Genomic DNA, 22068 nt, shown 5'->3' with positions numbered 1-22068 from the left:
CGCTTGTCGGCAGATTCGAAGGGAGCCCGGAGATCGTAGAATCCCGGTGCTCAGCTCTTGCGATGCCGCCAATACCAGCGGCGGTGCCAGAACTTACGCCTCCGCTGTCCATGCCACGGGTATTGCTGGTTTCAGGACGCGCCAGGTCCTCAGATGGTCGGTAGTCAATCGGCGGCCTGATCGCGTTCGGCGGCGGTGGGAACTTGGGCCGTTCCAAGTTGTCCATCTGTGTCGCGGACAGCTTGTACGACTGTCCCAGTTTGCGCATCTGGGCCGCCGCCTCCAGGCGGACCTTCTCCTGGTCGGCCTTCAGGGCGGCGAGTTCGCTCGCGGACTTGGTGCGGATCGCCGCCGCGTCCGGGTCGTTGTGGGCCGCCATCGCCGCGGCCAGGTTCGCCTGCGCGCCCTTGGTGTCCCGGGGGATCGACGCCTGGGCCGTGGCGATCGCGTTCGACGCCTGGCCCAGCCACTTCGCCGCACCCTCACTGAAGTCACCCAGCCGGAGGGCGGAGTTGGCCAGATCGTTGGCCCACGCGCGGAACGCCTCCGCGCCCTCGCCCTTCCACGCCACCCACTGCGGGCGGACCTTCAACTCCTCCGCGATCTTCCGGATCTCCTCGGCCGCCGCCCTCAGACGGTCCGCGACCGCCTGCACCTCCCCCGCGTTCGCCTGGTCCAGCCACGCCAGCATCTGCTCGTGGCTCATGCTTTCGAAGGACGTACCACCGCCGCTGCCCCTGCCACCCGCCATCAGATGGTGCCCCCCGCGTCGCCCGCCGACGGCTGGGCCGGCTGCGTGGGCTCGGCAGTCCCGCCGCCGTGCTCACCGCCGTCCTGGCTCTTCTGCGGCAGCGACGGGTCGTAGCTCCCGCCGTAGTGCTTCGTCGTCTCCGCGCTGATCGCCGCCATCCGGCTCCGCACGTCCACGTCGATGTTCGCGTAGCCCTTGTGCGAGGCCAGGACCGCGATGCCCATGCCCTCCATCGAGTCCGACAGCAGCTTCGACAGCGTTTCCAGCTCGCTGATCACCGTCTCGTACGCCGAGTACAGACCGGCCGCCTCCGCCCACGACCCGCTTCCGCCACCGAACTGGTGCCGGGCGAGCTGGGCCTCCCCCACCTTGCCCGGACCGGCCTCCGAGCCCTTCAGATCGCGGATCAGATCGTCCACCCGCTTCTGGAACTTCGTGAACGACGACAGCTCCGTGGCCACATCGGCCGCAGCCCCAGCGGCGGCACCGGCCACACCGAACAGACCGGGAAGACCGGCCATCAACGGCGCCAACGGCACCAACGGCATCAGCGGTGCATCGGTCCCAGCGTCATCCGACAAGTCAACGTCCTCCCCCGTGAGTTCGTTAAGCGGGAGCCCCGCCAGTAACACAACTCTAGTCCCGTCCACTGTCAGTGCCGAACCGGGTTAAAGCCGCATGCTCTCCAGCGGTCCCAGATACGTCTCCGGCAGGCCGCCCGTGTCGATCAGCAGGCGTTGGAGGATCACCGTGGGGTCCACCGTCCAGAACTTCAGGCGGTGGACGCCCGGACGGGTGAGCTTGTGCCTTGTTGCCGTGCGGTTGACGTTGTCGGAGGTGTTCCGGGCCCACCGCATGTTCAGCAGGCCGTCGTCCGCGCCCGCGTTGATGTCGACCGTCTGGGGGGCACCCTCGTCGAAGGAGACCGCGTAGCGCAGGTTGCCGGTCGGGAGGGACGGGTTCCTCGGGGACAGCTCCGCCCAGACCGTCACCTCGCCCGGCCGCGACACGAAGGTCACCTCGTACTCCAGGCGGGGGGAGTCCGGGCGGCCGGGGGTGCGGCGCGGGGCCGTCACCGGCCACTGGGTCATCCCCGACGTCGTGCGGCCGATGTCGTCCAGCCGGCGCCACTGCCCCACCGCGCGGTCGTAGTGCTCCGCGTCGATCGCCACGTAGCCGCCCGCCTCGACGAAGCCCCGCAAGGACCGGCGTGACGGGTTCTCCGCCGTGCAGGCGACCGTCACGGTGGCCCCCGCTCCCGTGATCGTCAGATGCGCCTCCGCGCCGCCGGGCGGCACCCTGCGCCAGTCCACCCGGACCTCCACCCGGACCTGTTTCTCCACCCGGCCCCGGGGGCGGTCGACCCGCAGCCACGGGGCCGACGGCGTGATGCGGTACTCGAAGGGGGTGCGGCCCCGGTTGAAGATCTCCACGTACTGCTGCGGTCGGGTCTGGTACGGGCTGAACACCGGCAGCGTCGCCCCGGTCGTCGCCCCGCCCGGCCACCAACTGCCCGCGTCCTCCGCGCCGTCCACCGAGACGCCCAGTGCGGCGGCGCTCGGTATCTCGATCCGCTGCACCGCCGGGAACAGTTCGTCCGGCAGGGCCACGTTGTCCTTCTCCGGCTGCTGCCAGCCGGCGTTCGGGCCGTAGCGCTCCACGTCGCCGTAGCCGATGTGGGGCTGGGTCTGGAAGCCGTTCCACTTGCCGCCCGCCACCTCGTGGTTGAAGCGGTCGGCGAGGGCGAAGTCACGCTCCAGGCCCGCTTCCGCTTCCTTCGCACGGTCGTTGGTCGCCGCGCGGCCCTGCCTCGCGTAGAGGAGGTTGGTGAACTCCGCCTGTCTCAGGGCGTAGAGGTTCGCGGTGGCCTCCACCTCGTAGCCGACCAGCTCGAACCAGGCGTCCTGGGTGCGGGCGGGCAGCCGGCGCGCTATGCGGTCGGCCTTGCGGGCCAGGGTTTTCCACTCCTCCGTCACCCGCTCCAGCTCCCGGTGGGCGAAGTGGAACGGGGTCTGCTCGTCGTCGTAGACGACCTCGCCGTCCTGGAGGGTGATGCGACGGTTCAGGAGCTCCGGCTTGCGGCGGGCCTGGAGGCGGCCGTACGTCGCCAGGACCTCCGCGATCGGGGCGGCGGCCGCCTCGCCGAAGTTCTGGCGGGCGTAGCGGCGTTCCCACTCCTCCAGGTGTTCGAAAGGCAGACTGTCCGGATTCCAGGCGTAGTTCAGGAAGAACTCCGTGGGGAGTTCGTTGCCCTTCAGGTCCCCTACGTTGACCACCCACAGGCCGTGGTTGCCGTAGGCGTGGGCCTGGTGGAGTTGCTCCCAGACGTTGCGGAGGTTCGCCGTGTCGACCCACTTGTAGTTGCGGCCCGCGCCCACGTAGTCGAAGTGGTAGTAGAGGCCGTGGCCGCCGGCTCGGGGGCCCTCCGCGGGGTCGGGGTGCTTGCGGATGTTGCCCCAGTTGTCGTCGGTGAGGACGACCGTGACGTCGTCGGGGGCGCGCAGGCCGCGGTCCCAGTAGCGCTGCACCTCCTTGTAGAGGGTCCAGACCTGCGGGGTCTCGGCGGCCGGCCGGCCGGTGACCTCCTCGATGATGCGGCGCTGCTCGGCGATGATCTCCTGCATCAGCTCGATGCCGTCGCCGTCCGGGAGGCTGGTGTCGCCGTTTCCACGCATGCCCAGGGTGACGACGCCCTCGAAGCCCTGGTCCACCATGCGTTGGATGCCGTCCCGCCAGTACGCCTTGATCGCGTCGGCGTTGCGGAGGTACGACCACTCGCCGTTGCCGCCGTAGGGGTCGCTGCCCGCGCTCGCGTGGCGGTTCCACTCCTCGATGCCGCGCATCATGGGGGCCTCATGGGAGGTGCCCATGACAACGCCGTACTCCGTGGCCCGCCGATGGTTCTCCGGGTCGTCCTCGGCGAAGGCGCGGCCCCACACCGCCGGCCAGAGGTAGTTGCCCTTCAGGCGGAGCAGGAGTTCGAACACCTTGGCGTAGAAGTCGGCGGTGAAGCCGCCGGGGTGGCCCGGGGCCTTTCCCGGGCCGAAGTACTCCGGCGCCCAGGTGCCCAGCGCCGGGTTCTCGTCGTTGATGAAGATGCCGCGGTACTTCACCGTCGGCGTGCCCTGCGTGTGGCGGCCCGGCAGGATCCAGACGCGGTGCCTGGGGGTGGGCGGGACGTCGTCCCACCAGTACCAGGGCGAGACGCCGATGCCGTACGAGACGTCGTACGCCCCGAAGATCGTGCCGCGCGGGTCGCTGCCCGCGATGACGAGGGCGCGCTCCACCCCCGGCATCGGGTGGTCCACCACCGTCTGGAGCGACGTCTCCCAGCGACCGCGCACGCCGGTGACGTCCAGCTTCCCCGACTTCACCAGGCCGTCGACCAGCGGGCTGCGGCCGATCGTCCCCACCAGGACGGCGAAGCGCGCCACGGTGCGCCCCGGGCGTACGCCCGTGACCCGCTCGATGTCCCCGCGCAGGTCCCCTGCCGCCCGTACGACTCCGGGGTGGTCGTCGGCGCTGACCACGACCGGGGCGCCCACCAGGGAGAAGGAGCCCGGCCTCGGTTCGCGGGGCGCGAAGGAGACGTACGCCCCCGGGTCCGTCACCCGCGGACCCCCGCCGCTTCCGCTCCCGGCCGCCGCCCACGCGGTGTCCGACGCACCCGGCACACCCGGCGACAGCGCCGGCACCGCGGCGAGGCCCGCGGCACCCAGGACGGCTCTCCGGCTGACGTGCGCAGACATGGCACACCCCTCCCACTCGAATTTGGTTAGTGACATGACAAATGGTGGGTGAGGGGCTCGCGGGGAACCAGGGGTCGTACACGTCGAATAGTTTCGTAACAGCGCCCACGTCCGGTCTGGACCAACCCCTTGCCCGCCTGCCTCCGGCGTCGCAAGCTCCCTGCATGGAGCTGGAGTTGCGGCATCTGAAGACGGTCCGGACGATCGCCGAGGCGGGAAGCCTCACCCGGGCGGCAGCGGTTCTCGGACTCGCGCAACCCGCGCTGAGCGCGCAGCTCAGGCGCATCGAACGAGCCCTGGGCGGGGAGCTGTTCGCGCGCGGACGGCACGGGGTGCGGGCCACCGCCCTGGGCGAACTGGTGCTGGAGCGGGCCCGGATCGTGCTGCCCGCCGTGACCGGACTCCAGCAGGAGGCGGCCCGGTTCGCGCAGGCCCGGCGGGCAGCCGAGTGGCTGCGGCTGGGTGCCACGCACGGGCCGCTGCTGGGCGCCCTGGTGGACCTGCTGGCGGACGCCGCGCCCGACGCCCAGGTGACCACCCACACTTCCTGGTCCGAGCGGGAGCTGGCCGCCCTGCTCGCCGAGGGCCGCCTGGACTTCGCCGTCGCCGGGACGTGCGGCACGGCCGCGCCGCCGGATGCCGAGCAGCTCGTCTGGCGGGAGATCGCCGTCGACCCCGTGTTCGTGATGCTCCCGGAGGGGCATCCGCTCGCCCGCGGACGCGAGGTGGACCTGGCCGGACTGGCGGACGAGGAGTGGGCGTGCGTGCCCGGCGACGGCTGCTTCGCCGACTGCTTCACGGCGGCCTGCGCCCGCGCCGGGTTCACTCCGCGGCGGATGTACGAGACGGACACCGCGTCCTGCGTGCACCTGGTGCAGGTGGGCCGGGCCGTGGGGCTGTGCCGGGCCACCTTTCCGACCACGCCCGGCATCACCACCAAGCCGCTGACCGGTACGCCGCTGGTGTGGCGGCACCTGCTGGGCTGGCACCCGGCGACCCAGCGGCCGGACACCGCGGCGACCGTTCTGGCCCGGGCCCGCACCGCGCACGCGGGCGCGGCGACGCGCAGTCGCGGCTACGCCGACTGGCTCACCACGGGCGGGCGGCCGGACGCGGGGGTGACGTGACCGCGTCCCACCTCCGTGAACGGCCGTTCCACGACGCCGGGCAGCGCTCCACAACGCCGGGCAGCGCTCCATAACGTCGGACAGGGGGGTCAACTGATGGCTTATGACACGGAGTTGATCCTCCCTACGGTTTCGGCACCTCCCACCGAGACCGAGGAGACCCCATGCTCCAGCGACACACCAGAGCCGTGTGCGCCGCCCTGGCGGCGACGGGAGCCCTGCTCCTGACCGGCCTGAGCGGTTCGGCGAATGCCGGGACGGCCCCCGTCCCCGCCCCCACCGGGCCGCACGGGCCGTCGGCCGCGCAGACCCTCCGTACCGCCGACACCTCCCCCGCCGTACTGCACGCCATGCGGCGCGACCTGGGCCTGGACCGGCAGCAGGCCGAGCGGCGGCTGGCCAACGAGGCGGAGGCGGGCGCCACGGCCGGCCGGCTGCGGGGTGCGCTGGGCGCCGACTTCGCGGGCGCCTGGGTACGCGGCGCCGAGTCGGGCACGCTGACCGTGGCCACCACCGACGCCGCCGACGTCCCGGCGATCGAGGCCGGGGGCGCCGAGGCCGTCGTCGTCCGGCACTCCCTCGCCACGCTGGACGCGGCCAAGGCGCGCCTGGACCGGGCCGCGCGGCACACGTCCACCGTCGACGCGCCGGTCTGGTACGTCGACGTCCGTGACAACACCGTGGTGGTGGAGGCGGTACGACCGGCCGCGGCGCGGCACCTGCTGGCCGCGGCAGGCGTCGACCGTGACCTGGTACGGGTGCGGAAGTCGGCCGAACGGCCGCGTGCGCTGTACGACCTGCGGGGTGGCGAGGCGTACTACATCAACAACAGCTCCCGCTGCTCGATCGGTTTCCCGGTCACCAAGGGCACCCAGCAGGGCTTCGCCACCGCCGGGCACTGCGGCCGGGCGGGCAGCAGCACCACCGGGTCCAACCGGGTGGCCCAGGGCACCTTCCAGGCGTCGGTCTTCCCCGGCAGCGACATGGCCTGGGTGGCCACCAACTCCAGCTGGACGGCGACCCCTTACGTCAACCAGAGCGGCCGGAACGTCCAGGTGACCGGGTCCACGGTGGCGACCGTGGGCTCCTCCGTCTGCCGCTCCGGCTCGACGACCGGCTGGCACTGCGGCACGGTCCAGCAGCTGAACACCAGCGTGACCTACCAGGAGGGCACCGTCTCCGGGGTCACCCGCACCTCGGTGTGCGCCGAGCCCGGTGACTCGGGCGGCTCGTACATCTCCGGCAGCCAGGCGCAGGGCGTCACCTCGGGCGGCTCGGGCAACTGCTCCAGCGGCGGGACGACGTTCTTCCAGCCCGTCAACCCGATCCTGAGCAGCTACGGGCTCACGCTGAAGACGACCACCAACGGCCCCGAAGACCCCGGTCCCGGTGACCCGGGCGGCACCTGGGCGGCCGGTACCGTCTACAAGGCGGGTGACACGGTGACCTACGGCGGCGCCACCTACCGCTGCCTCCAGGGCCACCAGGCCCAGCCTGGCTGGGAGCCGCCGAACGTACCGGCGCTGTGGCAGCGAGTGTGAGCGCCGGCACCGGGTGGACACCGATCCACCACTGAGCGACCGCGGCGAGGCCGGGTCCGGGGGTACCGAGGGAGCCCCGCGGACCCGGCCGTCCGTGCCCGCACGCGGTCGCTCGGTCCGCGTCAGGTACCGGGCGGCCTCGCCACGCCCCTCGTGCTTCTCGTCCGCCGTCCGTGCGCAAAGGGGCCCGTCCGCCGGGTCGGGCTCAGGCCCCGGGCCCGTCCTCGTCCTCGGTCGGCGCGAACAGCTCGGCCGTCGAGGTCGCCGTGATGGCCCGCGCGAACCAGGCGCTCAACGTGTCGAGATCGGTGCAGCCGACGATCCGCCCCCGATCCTCCTCGGAGACCTCGACCCCCCGGCGGTCCAGCAGGAGCAGTACGTCCTCGGCACGCCGCTCGGCCCGGAGGTTCTGGGCGGTCTGCGACTGGAAGAAGGAGAGATCGGCGGCCATGAGGTACCTCCAGAGATCTGCGGCCGGTGTCTTGCCGAAGCCTTGTTCGGTGAGCTCGATGAGGATGCCTGCGGTGTTCTCGTCGTCGGCCAGCAGGTCTTTCAGCGCCGCGGACAGGACGGTCAGCGGGATGTCGCGGGCCGCTTCCTCCGGGCTGTTGATCACGGGCAGGTCGTCCGGACCGAGAACCAGGGGACGCAGGGTCAGAGAGGGCCACTGCGGCGGGCCGATGTCGACCTGCCGCGCCGCCCAGGCCGCGGTGCTCCGGTCCGGGCGGACGACGAGGAGGACCGGGGGCGTCCGGTACTTGGCGTACAGGTGGGAGAGGTAGTACGCCCAGCTCGCCGGCTTGTCCGGGTCACGTCTGCCCTGGGACTCGACCGCGAGGACGAAGCTGCCGTTGTCCGCGGTGTCCATCCTCAGCAGCCTTTGACGGCGCGGGCGAAGAGGCCCGGGCCCTCCTGGAAGATCCGGTGCAGGGCCTCGTGGGATGAGCTGACCATGCGCCGAAAGTAGGCCGGACGGGGCAAAGCCGGGACGCATATGCCAGTGGTTCCTGCTGACGAGTGACGTCCCAGGTCATGGACTTGACGCGGGTCCGCACGCGAAAGGGCCCGTACGACCTCAGTCGTACGGGCCCTCTCAGGTGCTCGCAGCGGAGCTACCGGGTCAGACGATCCTCAAGACTTACTTGACGATCTTGGTGACCTGGCCGGCGCCCACCGTGCGGCCACCCTCGCGGATGGCGAACTTCAGGCCCTCCTCCATGGCGACGGGCTGGATGAGCTCCACCTTCATCTCGGTGTTGTCACCCGGCATGACCATCTCGGTGCCCTCGGGGAGGGTCACCACGCCGGTCACGTCCGTCGTGCGGAAGTAGAACTGCGGACGGTAGTTGTTGAAGAACGGGGTGTGGCGGCCACCCTCGTCCTTCGACAGGATGTAGGCCTGGGCCTCGAACTCGGTGTGCGGGGTGACCGAGCCCGGCTTGATGATGACCTGGCCGCGCTCGACGTCCTCGCGCTTGATGCCGCGGAGCAGCAGACCGACGTTCTCACCGGCCTGGCCCTCGTCGAGCAGCTTGCGGAACATCTCGATGCCGGTGACCGTGGTGGTGGTCTTCTCCGGCTTGATGCCGATGATGTCGACGGTCTCGTTGACCTTGAGGACACCACGCTCGATGCGGCCGGTGACGACCGTACCGCGACCGGTGATCGTGAAGACGTCCTCGACCGGCATCAGGAACGGCTTGTCGATGTCCCGCTCCGGCTCCGGAACCGACTCGTCGACGGCCTTCATCAGGGTGAGGACCGAGTCGACCCACTGCTGCTCGCCCTCGAGGGCCTTCAGCGCGGAGACCTTGACGACCGGAACGTCGTCGCCCGGGAACTCGTACTCGGTGAGGAGCTCACGGACCTCGAGCTCGACGAGCTCCAGGATCTCCTCGTCGTCCACCATGTCGGCCTTGTTCAGGGCGACCACGATGTACGGCACGCCGACCTGGCGGGCCAGGAGCACGTGCTCCTTGGTCTGCGGCATCGGGCCGTCGGTCGCGGCGACCACCAGGATCGCGCCGTCCATCTGGGCGGCACCGGTGATCATGTTCTTGATGTAGTCCGCGTGACCCGGGCAGTCGACGTGGGCGTAGTGACGCGCCTCGGTCTGGTACTCGACGTGCGAGATCGAGATGGTGATACCGCGCTGACGCTCTTCGGGGGCCTTGTCGATGTTGTCGAACGGGGTGGCCTGGTTGAGCTCCGGGTACGCGTCGTGCAGCACCTTGGTAATGGCGGCCGTGAGGGTCGTCTTACCGTGGTCGATGTGACCGATGGTGCCGATGTTGACGTGCGGCTTAGTCCGCTCGAACTTCGCCTTCGCCACTGGGGTCCTCCTGTGGAGTGGTTCTGTACGCCTTACTTCATCGGCGCCAGGTGATCTTTGCTGGATGGCCCGGATCTCCGGGGCATTCGACCACGATTGCGGTGGAATGCCCCGTGAGGCTCCGGAGTCAAGCCTAAAGGCTGGAACTCGGCTGAGTTACTCGCCCTTGGCCTTCGCGATGATCTCCTCGGCGACGTTCCGCGGAACCTCGGCGTAGGAGTCGAACTGCATCGAGTAGCTTGCGCGACCCGAGGTCTTGCTGCGGAGGTCTCCGACGTAGCCGAACATCTCCGAGAGGGGCACGAGGCCCTTCACGACGCGGGCACCCGCCCGCTCCTCCATGGCCTGGATCTGGCCACGGCGGGAGTTGATGTCACCGATGACCTCGCCCATGTAGTCCTCGGGCGTGGTGACCTCGACGGCCATCATCGGCTCGAGGAGGACCGGGCTCGCCTTGCGCGCGGCCTCCTTGAAGGCCTGCGAACCGGCGATCTTGAACGCGAGCTCGGAGGAGTCCACCTCGTGGTAGCCACCGTCGAGCAGCGTCACGCGGACGCCCGTCATCTCGTAACCGGCGAGGATGCCGAACTGCATGGCCTCCTGCGCACCGGCGTCCACCGAGGGGATGTACTCCTTCGGGACGCGGCCACCCGTGACCTTGTTCACGAACTCGTACGAGGTGTCGCCGGCCTCGAGCGGCTCGATCGAGATCTGCACCTTGGCGAACTGCCCGGTACCACCGGTCTGCTTCTTGTGGGTGTAGTCCACGCGCTCGACGGCCTTGCGGATCGTCTCGCGGTACGCCACCTGCGGCTTGCCGACGTTGGCCTCGACCCTGAACTCACGGCGCATACGGTCGACCAGCACCTCGAGGTGCAGCTCGCCCATGCCGCCGATGATGGTCTGGCCGGTCTCCTCGTCCGAGTGGACCTGGAAGGACGGGTCCTCCTCGGCCAGGCGCTGGATCGCGACGCCCAGCTTCTCCTGGTCGCCCTTCGACTTGGGCTCGATGGCGACCTGGATGACCGGCGCCGGGAAGTCCATGGCCTCCAGGATCACCGGGTTCTTGTCGTCGGACAGCGTCTCACCCGTGGTGGTCTGCTTCAGGCCCATGACGGCGACGATGTCACCGGCGGTCACCGACTCGATCTCCTCACGCTTGTTGGCGTGCATACGGTAGATCTTGCCGATGCGCTCCTTCTTGCCCTTGACGGAGTTCAGCACCTGAGTGCCGGACACCAGGCGGCCCGAGTAGACCCGGACGAAGGTGAGCTTGCCCAGGTGCGGGTCGCTCATGATCTTGAACGCGAGGGCGGAGAGCGGCTCCTCGTCGGACGGCTTGCGCGTGATGACCTCCTCCGTGTTGCCCACGGCGTGGCCCTCGATGGCCTCGACGTCGAGCGGCGTGGGGAGGTAGCGCACGACCGCGTCGAGCAGGGGCTGGACGCCCTTGTTCTTGAACGCGGTGCCACAGAAGACCGGAGTGATCGTGGTCTCGGTGGACTTGCCGGACGCGATGGTGATGCGACGGATCGCGGCGTACAGCTGCTCCTCGGTGGGCTCCTGGCCCTCCAGGTACAGCTCCATGATCTCTTCGTCGTTCTCCGCGACGGCCTCGACCAGCTTGCCGCGCCACTCCTCGGCGGCCTCGATGTGCGTGGCCGGGATGTCGACGGTCTCGTACATCTCGCCCTTGGACGCCTCGGCGGACCACATCAGGGCCTTCATGCGGACCAGGTCCACGACGCCCCGGAAGTCGGCCTCGGCGCCGATCGGCAGCTGCATGACGAGCGGCTGCGCACCCAGGCGGTCCTTGATCATGCCGACGCAGCGGTGGAACTCGGCACCGGTGCGGTCGAGCTTGTTCACGAAGCAGATACGCGGAACGCCGTAGCGGTCCGCCTGACGCCACACCGTCTCGGACTGGGGCTCGACGCCGGCAACACCGTCGAACACCGTCACGGCACCGTCGAGCACGCGCAGGGAGCGCTCCACCTCGACGGTGAAGTCGACGTGACCCGGCGTGTCGATGATGTTGATGGTGTAGTCGACGTCCTCCAGCGGCCAGTGACAGGTGGTGGCAGCAGAGGTGATCGTGATGCCACGCTCCTGCTCCTGCTCCATCCAGTCCATCGTGGCGGAGCCCTCGTGGGTCTCACCAAGCTTGTAGGACACACCGGTGTAGAACAGGATCCGCTCGGTGGTGGTCGTCTTGCCCGCGTCGATGTGGGCCATGATCCCGATGTTGCGGACCTTGGCCAGTTCAAGTGAAGTGGTAGCCATAAGGCTTCAGTCTTCTCTCGGTCTCTCGTCGGGGTAGCGACTACCAGCGGTAGTGCGCGAAGGCCTTGTTGGACTCGGCCATCTTGTGCGTGTCCTCGCGCTTCTTCACAGCGGCACCGAGGCCGTTGGAGGCGTCGAGGAGTTCGTTGAGCAGACGCTCGGTCATGGTCTTCTCGCGGCGGGCGCGGGAGTAACCGACCAGCCAGCGCAGCGCCAGGGTGTTGGCGCGGCCGGGCTTGACCTCGACCGGCACCTGGTAGGTGGCGCCACCGACGCGGCGGGACTTGACCTCGAGGGTCGGCTTGATGTTGTCGAGAGCGCGCTTCAGCGTGATGACCGGGTCGTTGCCGGTCTTCTCGCGCAGGCCCTCCATGGCGCCGTAGACGATGCGCTCGGCGGTGGAGCGCTTGCCGTTCATCAGCACCTTGTTGATCAGGGAGGTCACCAGAGGAGAACCGTAGACCGGGTCGATGATGACCGGGCGCTTCGGGGCGGGGCCCTTACGAGGCATTCTTACTTCTCCTTCTTGGCGCCGTAGCGGCTGCGGGCCTGCTTGCGGTTCTTGACACCCTGGGTGTCGAGCGAGCCACGGATGATCTTGTAGCGAACACCCGGCAGGTCCTTCACACGGCCACCGCGCACGAGCACGATGGAGTGCTCCTGCAGGTTGTGTCCCTCACCCGGAATGTAAGCGGTGACCTCGATGCCGCTGGTCAGACGCACACGCGCGACCTTGCGGAGGGCCGAGTTCGGCTTCTTCGGGGTGGTTGTGAAGACACGCGTGCAGACGCCACGACGCTGGGGCGAACCCTCGAGTGCCGGCGTCTTGTTCTTGTCGACCTTGTCCTGCCGGCCCTTGCGGACCAGCTGCTGGATCGTAGGCACTACTTCTCCGGTTTCTGTGTGCCGATGGGTACAGCTAACCTGGAACGTCACCGACCCACGCGGTCGGGTGTGTCGAATCCCGCAGACTCCCACCGCAAGGCAGAAAGAGGCGCAGATCACGGTGGCCGTCAGCGGCTCCCTGTGCGGTGTGAAGGCACGCACGAAAGCCAGGGCACACCCCAGGCACAAGGTCTGAGCGTACCTACCTCATTGGCTGCGGTCAAAACAAATGGGCCCCGCCCGCGTCGTTCCGCGTACTTTGTCAAGCCCCTGTACACCGCGCGATCTTCGTATCCACGGATCACGGTCCATGGATACGACAATTCCCGCACGTCAGCCCGCTGCCACGGCTTTGAACGCAGAGAATCACGGCCCTCCGTACACCGACGGAATCTCCACCCGGCCGACGTGCCCCGGAGCGTCGGCGGGCGCGCCCGGACGGACCACGGTCCGGTCGTACGGCGCTGCCACGACCGCCCGCGGCAGCGGATGTCCGCCCGGGCGGCCCACGCCGGAACACACGCGGGCGCGCCGTCCGGCGACCACCGCCCCGGGGCACGGGATGCGCAAGCACCGCCAGATGGCGTCCCGCCAGGTGGCGCGGGGGATCAAGGCCCGGAATCCGCGGGTGGGGGATGGTTCGCTCCGCCGGATCGCGTGTCCGGCCCGTCCCAGCGAGACACTGCGCGGGCTGCCGCTTCCCCCGGAGACCGCCACGGACCTCGTTCCGGAACGCGAAGGGCTTGATCGCCTGCACCACGTCGTGGGACACGGCCCGCGCCGGGCAACACGACCGCCGCCGTGAGTCCCCGTCACCACCCTCTTCGAACACACCTGAACGGGCCGCCGGCCCAGGGACCGGAAGCACGCACGGCACCCGGCAAACGCAAGCCCACCGCCGGGAGACCAACCGGCACACGACCGTCAACGCCCTCTCCCCAGCACACCTCTGAACGAACCGCCGGCCGAGGGGCCGCAGGCGTGCGCCGTGCACGGTGACGCGGTCGTCGTCGGGAGGCCGGTTGGTGACGGTTCCCCGCCGGCGCCCTCGTCAGGCGCGCCCGGACGGATGACCGGACGGATGGCCGGTCCGGCGTGTGTCAGCTCGATGAGGCCACTGCCGCCACGATGAAGAGGACGAGGAAGAGGGCCCAGCCGACGACGGAGAGCCAGCCCAGGACCAGGCCGGCCAGGGCCAGGCCGTCACCGCCCTCGCCGCGGCGGCGGATCTCGGAGCGGGCGACGTGGCCCAGGACCACCGCGGGGAGGCCGGTGAGGCCGGCTGTCATCAGGGTGAGCACGCCGCAGACCAGGGAGCCGACCGCCTTGCCGTTGGTGGGCGGGACCGGGCGCGGCAGGAACGTCGCGGGGACGGCCGGAACCGCCGCGGGATACGGCGCCGGGCCCTGGGGCAGATCGGCGACCAGGAGCCCCAGTTCCCCGACCGTACGCGCCTGGTACGCCCGGGTGACGCGCTGGTCCAGCTCCCCCTGGTCCAGGCGGCCCTCGCTGAAGCCCGCCCTGAGCACGTCCACGGCACGCTCACGGTCGGCGTGGGACGCGAGCAGCGACGGACTGCCCTGGCCCTGCCACGGCTGCGGAACGCCCCGTCCGGGCTGCCAGGGCTGCCAGGACGGCTGCGACGGCGGAAACGACACGGACGACCTCCCCCGAACCGTACGAGTCCTTCCATCATGCGCCATCGGGCGCCGAAACGCCGAGGGCGGCCACCCCGTGACCGGAGTGGCCGCCCCTCAGTGCGTCACCTCAGTGCGTCGAGCGCGCACTCGCCTACTGGTTGTACGGACCGTAGTCGTAGTCCTCCAGCGGAACGGCCTGGCCGGAGCCCGCGCCGAACGGCGAGTAGTCGATGTCGTCGTAGCCCACGGCCGAGTACATCGCGGCCTTGGCCTCCTCGGTCGGCTCGACCCGGATGTTGCGGTAGCGGGACAGTCCCGTACCGGCCGGGATGAGCTTACCGATGATGACGTTCTCCTTGAGGCCGATCAGGGAGTCGGACTTGGCGTTGATCGCCGCGTCCGTCAGGACCCTGGTCGTCTCCTGGAAGGACGCCGCCGACAGCCAGGACTCGGTCGCCAGCGAGGCCTTGGTGATACCCATCAGCTGCGGACGACCGGAGGCCGGGTGACCGCCCTCCTGGACCACACGACGGTTCTCGGTCTCGAACTTCGAGCGCTCGACCAGCTCGCCGGGCAGCAGCTCGGCGTCGCCGGACTCGATGATCGTCACACGGCGCAGCATCTGCCGGATGATGATCTCGATGTGCTTGTCGTGGATCGACACGCCCTGCGAGTTGTAGACCTTCTGCACCTCGCCGACCAGGTGGACCTGGACGGCCCGCTGACCCAGGATGCGCAGCACGTCGTGCGGGTTGGTGGCACCCACGGTGAGCTTCTGGCCCACCTCGACGTGGTCGCCCTCGCCCACCAGCAGACGGGCACGCTTCGAGATCGGGAACGCCGTCTCGTCACTGCCGTCGTCCGGGGTGATGACGATCTTCTTGGTCTTCTCGGTCTCCTCGATCCGGACGCGTCCGGCCGCCTCGGAGATCGGGGCGACACCCTTCGGCGTACGGGCCTCGAAGAGCTCGACGACACGCGGCAGACCCTGGGTGATGTCGTCACCGGCCACACCACCGGTGTGGAAGGTACGCATCGTCAGCTGGGTGCCGGGCTCACCGATGGACTGGGCGGCGATGATGCCGACCGCCTCACCGATGTCGACCAGCTTGCCGGTGGCGAGCGAACGGCCGTAGCACATGGCGCAGGTGCCCACCGCGGACTCGCAGGTCAGGACCGAGCGGGTCTTGACCTCCGCGACGCCGCGGGAGACCAGCTCCCCGATGAGCACGTCGCCCAGGTCGGTGCCGGCCGGGGCCAGCACCTGGCCGTCGACGACGATGTCCTCGGCGAGGCAGCGCGCGTACACGGACGTCTCGACGTTGTCCGCCTTGCGCAGCACGCCGTCGGCGCCCCGCTGCGCGATACGCAGCTTGAGGCCGCGGTCGGTGCCGCAGTCCTCCTCGCGGATGATGACGTCCTGGGAGACGTCGACCAGACGACGGGTGAGGTAGCCGGAGTCGGCGGTACGCAGGGCGGTGTCGGCCAGACCCTTACGGGCACCGTGGGTGGAGATGAAGTACTCCAGCACGGTCAGACCCTCGCGGAACGACGCCTTGATGGGCCGCGGGATGGTCTCGTTCTTGGCGTTCGACACCAGACCGCGCATACCGGCGATCTGACGCATCTGCATCATGTTTCCTCGGGCACCCGAGTTGACCATCATGAAGATCGGGTTGGTCTTCGGGAAGTTGCCCGTCATGGCCTCGGCGACGTCGTTGGTCGCCTTGGTCCAGATCGCGATGAGCTCCTGGGTCCGCTCGTCCTTGGTGATCAGACCGCGCTCGTACTGCCTCTGGACCTTCTCGTCCTGCGCCTCGTAGCTGTGGACGATCTCCCTCTTCGCCTCGGGGACGACGATGTCGGAGATGGCGACGGTGACACCGGAGCGGGTGGCCCAGTAGAAGCCGGCCGCCTTCAGGTTGTCGAGCGTGGCCGCCACGATGACCTTCGGGTAGCGCTCGGCGAGGTCGTTGACGATCTCGGAGAGCTGCTTCTTGCCGACCTCGAATTCGACGAACGGGTAGTCCTCGGGCAGCAGCTCGTTGAAGAGCGCGCGGCCCAGGGTCGTCTGCAGGCGGAAGCTGTCACCCTGCTGCCACTCCGGCTCGCCCTCCTCGCGGGCCGGCGGGGTCCAGCCGCGCGGCGGGATGGTGCCCACCGGGAAGCGGATGTCCACGCTGGTCTGCAGCGACAGCTCACCGGCGTCGAACGCCATGATCGCCTCGGCCACGGAGGAGAAGGAGCGGCCCTCGCCCTTCAACTCCCGCATCTCGCCGTCGGTGGTGAGGAAGAACAGACCGAGGACCATGTCCTGGGTCGGCATCGTCACCGGACGGCCGTCGGCCGGCTTGAGGATGTTGTTCGAGGACAGCATCAGGATGCGGGCCTCGGCCTGCGCCTCCGCGGACAGCGGCAGGTGCACGGCCATCTGGTCACCGTCGAAGTCCGCGTTGAACGCGGTGCACACGAGCGGGTGAATCTGAATGGCCTTGCCCTCGACCAGCTGCGGCTCGAAGGCCTGGATGCCGAGGCGGTGCAGCGTGGGCGCACGGTTCAGCAGGACCGGGTGCTCCGCGATGACCTCTTCCAGCACGTCGTACACGACCGTGCGGCCGCGCTCGACCATGCGCTTGGCGCTCTTGATGTTCTGCGCGTGGTTCAGGTCGACCAGGCGCTTCATCACGAACGGCTTGAACAGCTCCAGCGCCATCGCCTTCGGCAGACCGCACTGGTGCAGCTTCAGCTGCGGACCGACGACGATCACGGAACGCGCGGAGTAGTCCACGCGCTTGCCGAGCAGGTTCTGGCGGAAGCGGCCCTGCTTGCCCTTGAGCATGTCGGACAGCGACTTCAGCGGACGGTTGCCGGGGCCCGTGACCGGGCGGCCGCGGCGGCCGTTGTCGAAGAGCGCGTCGACGGCCTCCTGGAGCATGCGCTTCTCGTTGTTGACGATGATCTCGGGCGCGCCGAGATCGAGAAGCCGCTTCAGGCGGTTGTTGCGGTTGATGACACGGCGGTACAGGTCGTTCAGGTCGGAGGTCGCGAAGCGGCCACCGTCCAGCTGCACCATCGGACGCAGGTCCGGCGGGATGACCGGGACGCAGTCCAGGACCATGCCCTTGGGGCTGTTGGAGGTCTGCAGGAACGCGGAGACGACCTTCAGGCGCTTGAGCGCACGGGTCTTCTTCTGGCCCTTGCCGGTGCGGATGATCTCGCGGAGCCGCTCGGCCTCCTCCTCCAGGTCGAAGGACTCCAGGCGCTTCTGCAGCGCCGCGGCACCCATCGAGCCGTCGAAGTACGTGCCGAAGCGGTCACGCAGCTCGCGGTAGAGCAGCTCGTCGCCCTCGAGGTCCTGGACCTTGAGGTTCTTGAACCGGGTCCACACCTCGTCCAGGCGGTCGATCTCGCGCTGGGCGCGGTCGCGCAGCTGCTTCATCTCACGCTCGGCACCCTCGCGCACCTTGCGGCGCACGTCGGCCTTGGCGCCCTCGGCCTCCAGCTCGGCGAGGTCGGCCTCGAGCTTCTTGGCGCGGGACTCCAGGTCGGCGTCGCGGCGCTGCTCGATCTGCTGGCGCTCGACGGAGACGTGGGCCTCCAGCGAGGGCAGGTCGCGGGTACGGCGCTCCTCGTCGACGTACGTGATCATGTACGCCGCGAAGTAGATGACCTTCTCCAGGTCCTTCGGGGCCAGGTCCAGCAGGTAGCCCAGGCGCGACGGGACGCCCTTGAAGTACCAGATGTGCGTGACGGGGGCGGCCAGCTCGATGTGGCCCATCCGCTCACGGCGCACCTTCGCACGCGTGACCTCGACGCCACAGCGCTCGCAGATGATGCCCTTGAAGCGGACACGCTTGTACTTGCCGCAGTAGCACTCCCAGTCCCGGGTGGGGCCGAAGATCTTCTCGCAGAAGAGGCCGTCCTTCTCGGGCTTGAGGGTGCGGTAGTTGATGGTCTCGGGCTTCTTGACCTCGCCGTGGCTCCACTGACGGATGTCGTCAGCGGTGGCCAGGCCGATCCGCAGCTCGTCGAAGAAGTTGACGTCGAGCACTATGCGTCAATCCCTCTCAGGGTCGTTAAGTCTGTGGTCTGAAACGGGGGCCTGGGGGTCGGCGGGCCTCCTGGTCAGGAGGCCCGCCGGACTCCCGTCAGACCTCTTCGACGCTGCTCGGCTCGCGCCGGGACAGGTCGATGCCGAGCTCCTCCGCGGCGCGGAAGACATCCTCGTCGGTGTCGCGCATCTCGATGGACATACCGTCGCTGGACAGCACCTCCACGTTCAGGCAGAGAGACTGCATCTCCTTGATGAGCACCTTGAAGGACTCGGGGATGCCGGGCTCGGGGATGTTCTCGCCCTTGACGATGGCCTCGTAGACCTTCACGCGGCCGGTGACGTCGTCGGACTTGATGGTCAGCAGCTCCTGGAGGGCGTAGGCGGCGCCGTACGCCTCGAGCGCCCACACCTCCATCTCGCCGAACCGCTGGCCACCGAACTGGGCCTTACCACCCAGCGGCTGCTGGGTGATCATCGAGTACGGACCGGTCGAACGGGCGTGCAGCTTGTCGTCGACCAGGTGGTGCAGCTTCAGGATGTACATGTAGCCGACCGAGATCGGGTCCGGGAACGGCTCGCCGGAGCGGCCGTCGTAGAGCCGGGCCTTGCCGGACGGCAGGACCAGGCGGTCGCCGTCGCGGTTGGGGATGGTGTGCTCCAGCAGACCCGCGATCTCGTCCTCGCGTGCACCGTCGAAGACCGGGGTCGCCACGTTGGTGCGCGGCTCGACCCGGTCGGCGCCGATGGTCTTCAGGCGCTCGGCCCACTCCTCCTGGAAGCCGGAGACGTCCCAGCCCTGGCTGGCGAGCCAGCCGAGGTGGATCTCCATGACCTGTCCCGGGTTCATTCGGGACGGCACGCCCAGCGGGTTGAGGATGATGTCGACCGGAGTGCCGTCCTCCAGGAACGGCATGTCCTCGATCGGCAGGATCTTGGAGATGACGCCCTTGTTGCCGTGGCGGCCGGCGAGCTTGTCACCATCGGTGATCTTGCGCTTCTGCGCCACGTAGACGCGGACCAGCTGGTTCACGCCCGGCGGCAGCTCGTCGCCCTCCTCGCGGTCGAAGACGCGTACGCCGATGACCTTGCCGGTCTCGCCGTGCGGCACCTTCAGCGAGGTGTCACGGACCTCACGGGCCTTCTCACCGAAGATCGCGCGCAGCAGGCGCTCCTCCGGGGTCAGCTCGGTCTCACCCTTCGGGGTCACCTTGCCGACCAGGATGTCACCGGCGATGACCTCGGCGCCGATGCGGATGATGCCGCGCTCGTCGAGGTCGGCGAGGACCTCCTCGGAGACGTTCGGGATGTCCCGGGTGATCTCCTCGGGACCGAGCTTGGTGTCACGGGCGTCGACCTCGTGCTCCTCGATGTGGATCGAGGAGAGGATGTCGTCCTGCACGAGGCGCTGCGACAGGATGATCGCGTCCTCGTAGTTGTGACCCTCCCACGGCATGAACGCGACCAGCAGGTTCTTGCCGAGCGCCATCTCGCCGTTCTGGGTGGCCGGACCGTCGGCGAGGACCTGGCCCTCGACGACGCGGTCGCCCTCGCTGACGATGACCTTCTGGTTGACCGAGGTGCCCTGGTTGGAGCGGGCGAACTTGTGCAGGCGGTACGTGATGTACGTGCCGTCGTCGTTGGCGGTGGTGATGTAGTCGGCGGAGATCTCCTGGACCACACCGGTCTTCTCGGCCTTGACGACGTCGCCGGCGTCGACGGCGGAGCGGTACTCCATGCCGGTGCCGACGAGCGGGGACTCCGCCTGGATCAGCGGAACGGCCTGGCGCATCATGTTCGCGCCCATGAGGGCACGGTTGGCGTCGTCGTGCTCCAGGAAGGGGATCATGGCGGTCGCGACCGACACCATCTGGCGCGGCGAGACGTCCATGTAGTCCACGTCCTCGGGGCCGACGTAGTCGACCTCGCCGCCACGGCGGCGGACCAGGACACGGTTCTCCTCGAAGCGCAGGTCGTCCGTCAGGATGGCGTTGGCCTGCGCGATGACGAAGCGGTCCTCCTCGTCGGCCGTCAGGTAGTCCACCTTGTCGGTGACCTGACCGTCGATGACCTTGCGGTACGGGGTCTCGACGAAGCCGAACGCGTTGACCCGGCCGTAGGTGGCCAGCGAGCCGATCAGACCGATGTTGGGGCCTTCCGGCGTCTCGATCGGGCACATGCGGCCGTAGTGCGAGGGGTGCACGTCACGGACTTCGAAGCCGGCCCGCTCACGGGAGAGACCACCCGGGCCGAGCGCGGACAGACGGCGCTTGTGCGTCAGCCCGGACAGCGGGTTGTTCTGGTCCATGAACTGGGACAGCTGGCTGGTGCCGAAGAACTCCTTGATGGAGGCGACGACCGGCCGGATGTTGATCAGGGTCTGCGGCGTGATCGCCTCGACGTCCTGTGTGGTCATGCGCTCGCGGACGACGCGCTCCATACGGGCCAGACCGGTGCGGACCTGGTTCTGGATGAGCTCGCCCACGCTGCGCAGACGGCGGTTGCCGAAGTGGTCGATGTCATCGGTCTCGACGACGACCGTCTCGCCGTTGTCACCGGTGGTCTCGATCTCGCCGGCGTGCAGCTTCACCAGGTACTTGATCGTCGCGATGACGTCCTCGACGGTCAGGACGCCGCCCGCGTCCAGCGCGGTCTCCGTACCCAGCTTCTTGTTGACCTTGTAGCGGCCGACCTTGGCGAGGTCGTAGCGCTTGGGGTTGAAGTAGAGGTTCTCGAGCAGCGTCTGCGCGGCCTCACGCGTGGGGGGCTCGCCCGGGCGCAGCTTGCGGTAGATGTCCAGCAGCGCGTCGTCCTGGCCCTGGGTGTGGTCCTTCTCCAGGGTGGCGCGCATCGACTCGTAGTCGCCGAACTCCTCGAGGATCTGCTCGTTGGTCCAGCCGAGCGCCTTCAGCAGGACGGTGACGGACTGCTTGCGCTTGCGGTCGATGCGGACACCGACCATGTCACGCTTGTCGATCTCCATCTCCAGCCAGGCGCCCCGGGAGGGGATGATCTTGGCGGAGAAGATGTCCTTGTCGGACGTCTTGTCGATGGAGGAGTCGAAGTAGACACCGGGGGAACGGACCAGCTGAGACACCACGACACGCTCGGTGCCGTTGATGACGAAGGTGCCCTTGTTCGTCATGAGCGGGAAGTCGCCCATGAAGACGGTCTGGGACTTGATCTCACCGGTCTCGTTGTTGGTGAACTCGGCCGTGACGAAGAGTGGGGCGGCGTACGTGAAGTCGCGCTCCTTGCACTCGTCGATCGAGTTCTTCGGCGGCTCGAAGCGGTGGTCCCGGAAGGTCAGGGACATGGACCCGGAGAAGTCCTCGATCGGGGAGATCTCCTCGAAGATCTCCTCGAGGCCGGACTTGGTGGGGACGTCCTGACCGTTCTCCAGAGCCTCCTCGACGCGAGCCTTCCACGTGTCGTTGCCGAGCAGCCAGTCGAAGCTCTCGGTTTGCAGCGCGAGAAGGTTCGGAACCTCGAGGGGCTCCTTGATCTTTGCAAAGGAGATGCGCAGCGGGGCGGTGCTGTCGCCGTTGTTCATATTCGCGGTCGAGGCGTTGCGCGAGGCGGCCAAGAGGGGGTCCTTCCGAGGGCTCGGACTCACTACGCGCGTACCGGCCCCCCGCCGCCGCGTGCCGACAGGTCATCCTGATTCCGGCCGAAATGCCAGGTCAGTGAGAGTCCGGTCGTCATTGCT

The 22068-nt window shown here is 68.8% G+C and carries 12 protein-coding genes; 2 read left to right on the top strand and 10 right to left on the bottom strand.

Annotated elements, in window-relative coordinates:
* Positions 1-750: 750 nt before the first annotated feature.
* Positions 751-1332: a DUF2563 family protein gene (locus tag DEP02_RS00965; protein ID WP_232838899.1), complete on the bottom strand. Its 582-nt coding sequence runs from the start codon at positions 1330-1332 to the stop codon at positions 751-753.
* 87 nt (positions 1333-1419) lie between these two features.
* Positions 1420-4500: a glycosyl hydrolase 115 family protein gene (locus tag DEP02_RS00960; RefSeq protein WP_112465401.1), complete on the bottom strand. Its 3081-nt coding sequence runs from the start codon at positions 4498-4500 to the stop codon at positions 1420-1422.
* Positions 4501-4664: 164 nt separating this feature from the next.
* On the opposite strand from DEP02_RS00960, the gene DEP02_RS00955 reads away from it, so the two are divergent.
* Positions 4665-5627, top strand: a complete 963-nt coding sequence (locus DEP02_RS00955; protein ID WP_112465400.1) for a LysR family transcriptional regulator — start codon at positions 4665-4667, stop codon at positions 5625-5627.
* Positions 5628-5791: 164 nt separating this feature from the next.
* Positions 5792-7168, top strand: coding sequence for an alpha-lytic protease prodomain-containing protein (locus DEP02_RS00950; protein WP_112465399.1), 1377 nt, complete (start codon positions 5792-5794; stop codon positions 7166-7168).
* A 205-nt stretch (positions 7169-7373) separates the two neighbouring features.
* Here the strand turns inward: DEP02_RS00950 and DEP02_RS00945 are convergent, their stop codons facing one another.
* The 8 genes from DEP02_RS00945 to rpoB form a co-directional block, all read right to left on the bottom strand.
* Entirely contained in the window at positions 7374-8036 is a 663-nt protein-coding gene (locus DEP02_RS00945) for a hypothetical protein (RefSeq protein ID WP_438947710.1), read from the bottom strand.
* Positions 8037-8306: 270 nt separating this feature from the next.
* On the bottom strand, positions 8307-9500 hold the full coding sequence (tuf, locus tag DEP02_RS00940; RefSeq protein ID WP_112465398.1) for an elongation factor Tu: 1194 nt from the start codon (positions 9498-9500) through the stop codon (positions 8307-8309).
* Positions 9501-9656: 156 nt separating this feature from the next.
* Positions 9657-11783 (bottom strand): elongation factor G, encoded by a 2127-nt coding sequence (gene fusA, locus DEP02_RS00935; protein WP_112465397.1) that lies wholly within the window; start codon positions 11781-11783, stop codon positions 9657-9659.
* 40 nt (positions 11784-11823) lie between these two features.
* Positions 11824-12294 carry a 30S ribosomal protein S7 gene (rpsG, locus tag DEP02_RS00930; protein WP_112465396.1) on the bottom strand — a complete coding sequence of 157 codons (471 nt, stop codon included), beginning with the start codon at positions 12292-12294 and terminating at the stop codon, positions 11824-11826.
* 2 nt (positions 12295-12296) lie between these two features.
* Entirely contained in the window at positions 12297-12668 is a 372-nt protein-coding gene (gene rpsL / locus DEP02_RS00925; RefSeq protein ID WP_030422047.1) for a 30S ribosomal protein S12, read from the bottom strand.
* Positions 12669-13768: 1100 nt separating this feature from the next.
* Positions 13769-14326, bottom strand: coding sequence for a DUF1707 and DUF4190 domain-containing protein (locus DEP02_RS00915; protein WP_232838898.1), 558 nt, complete (start codon positions 14324-14326; stop codon positions 13769-13771).
* Positions 14327-14459: 133 nt separating this feature from the next.
* A complete protein-coding gene (locus tag DEP02_RS00910; RefSeq protein WP_112465393.1) occupies positions 14460-18359 on the bottom strand; it encodes a DNA-directed RNA polymerase subunit beta' in 3900 nt (1299 codons plus the stop codon).
* 97 nt (positions 18360-18456) lie between these two features.
* Positions 18457-21945: a DNA-directed RNA polymerase subunit beta gene (rpoB, locus tag DEP02_RS00905; protein ID WP_112465392.1), complete on the bottom strand. Its 3489-nt coding sequence runs from the start codon at positions 21943-21945 to the stop codon at positions 18457-18459.
* Positions 21946-22068 lie beyond the last annotated feature (123 nt).

Origin of the sequence: Streptomyces triticisoli (genome assembly GCF_003270085.1) — a bacterium.
GTDB lineage: Bacteria > Actinomycetota > Actinomycetes > Streptomycetales > Streptomycetaceae > Streptomyces > Streptomyces triticisoli.
Note: the sequence above shows the minus strand (reverse complement) of the source record. Positions and strands in the feature narration are given on the sequence as shown.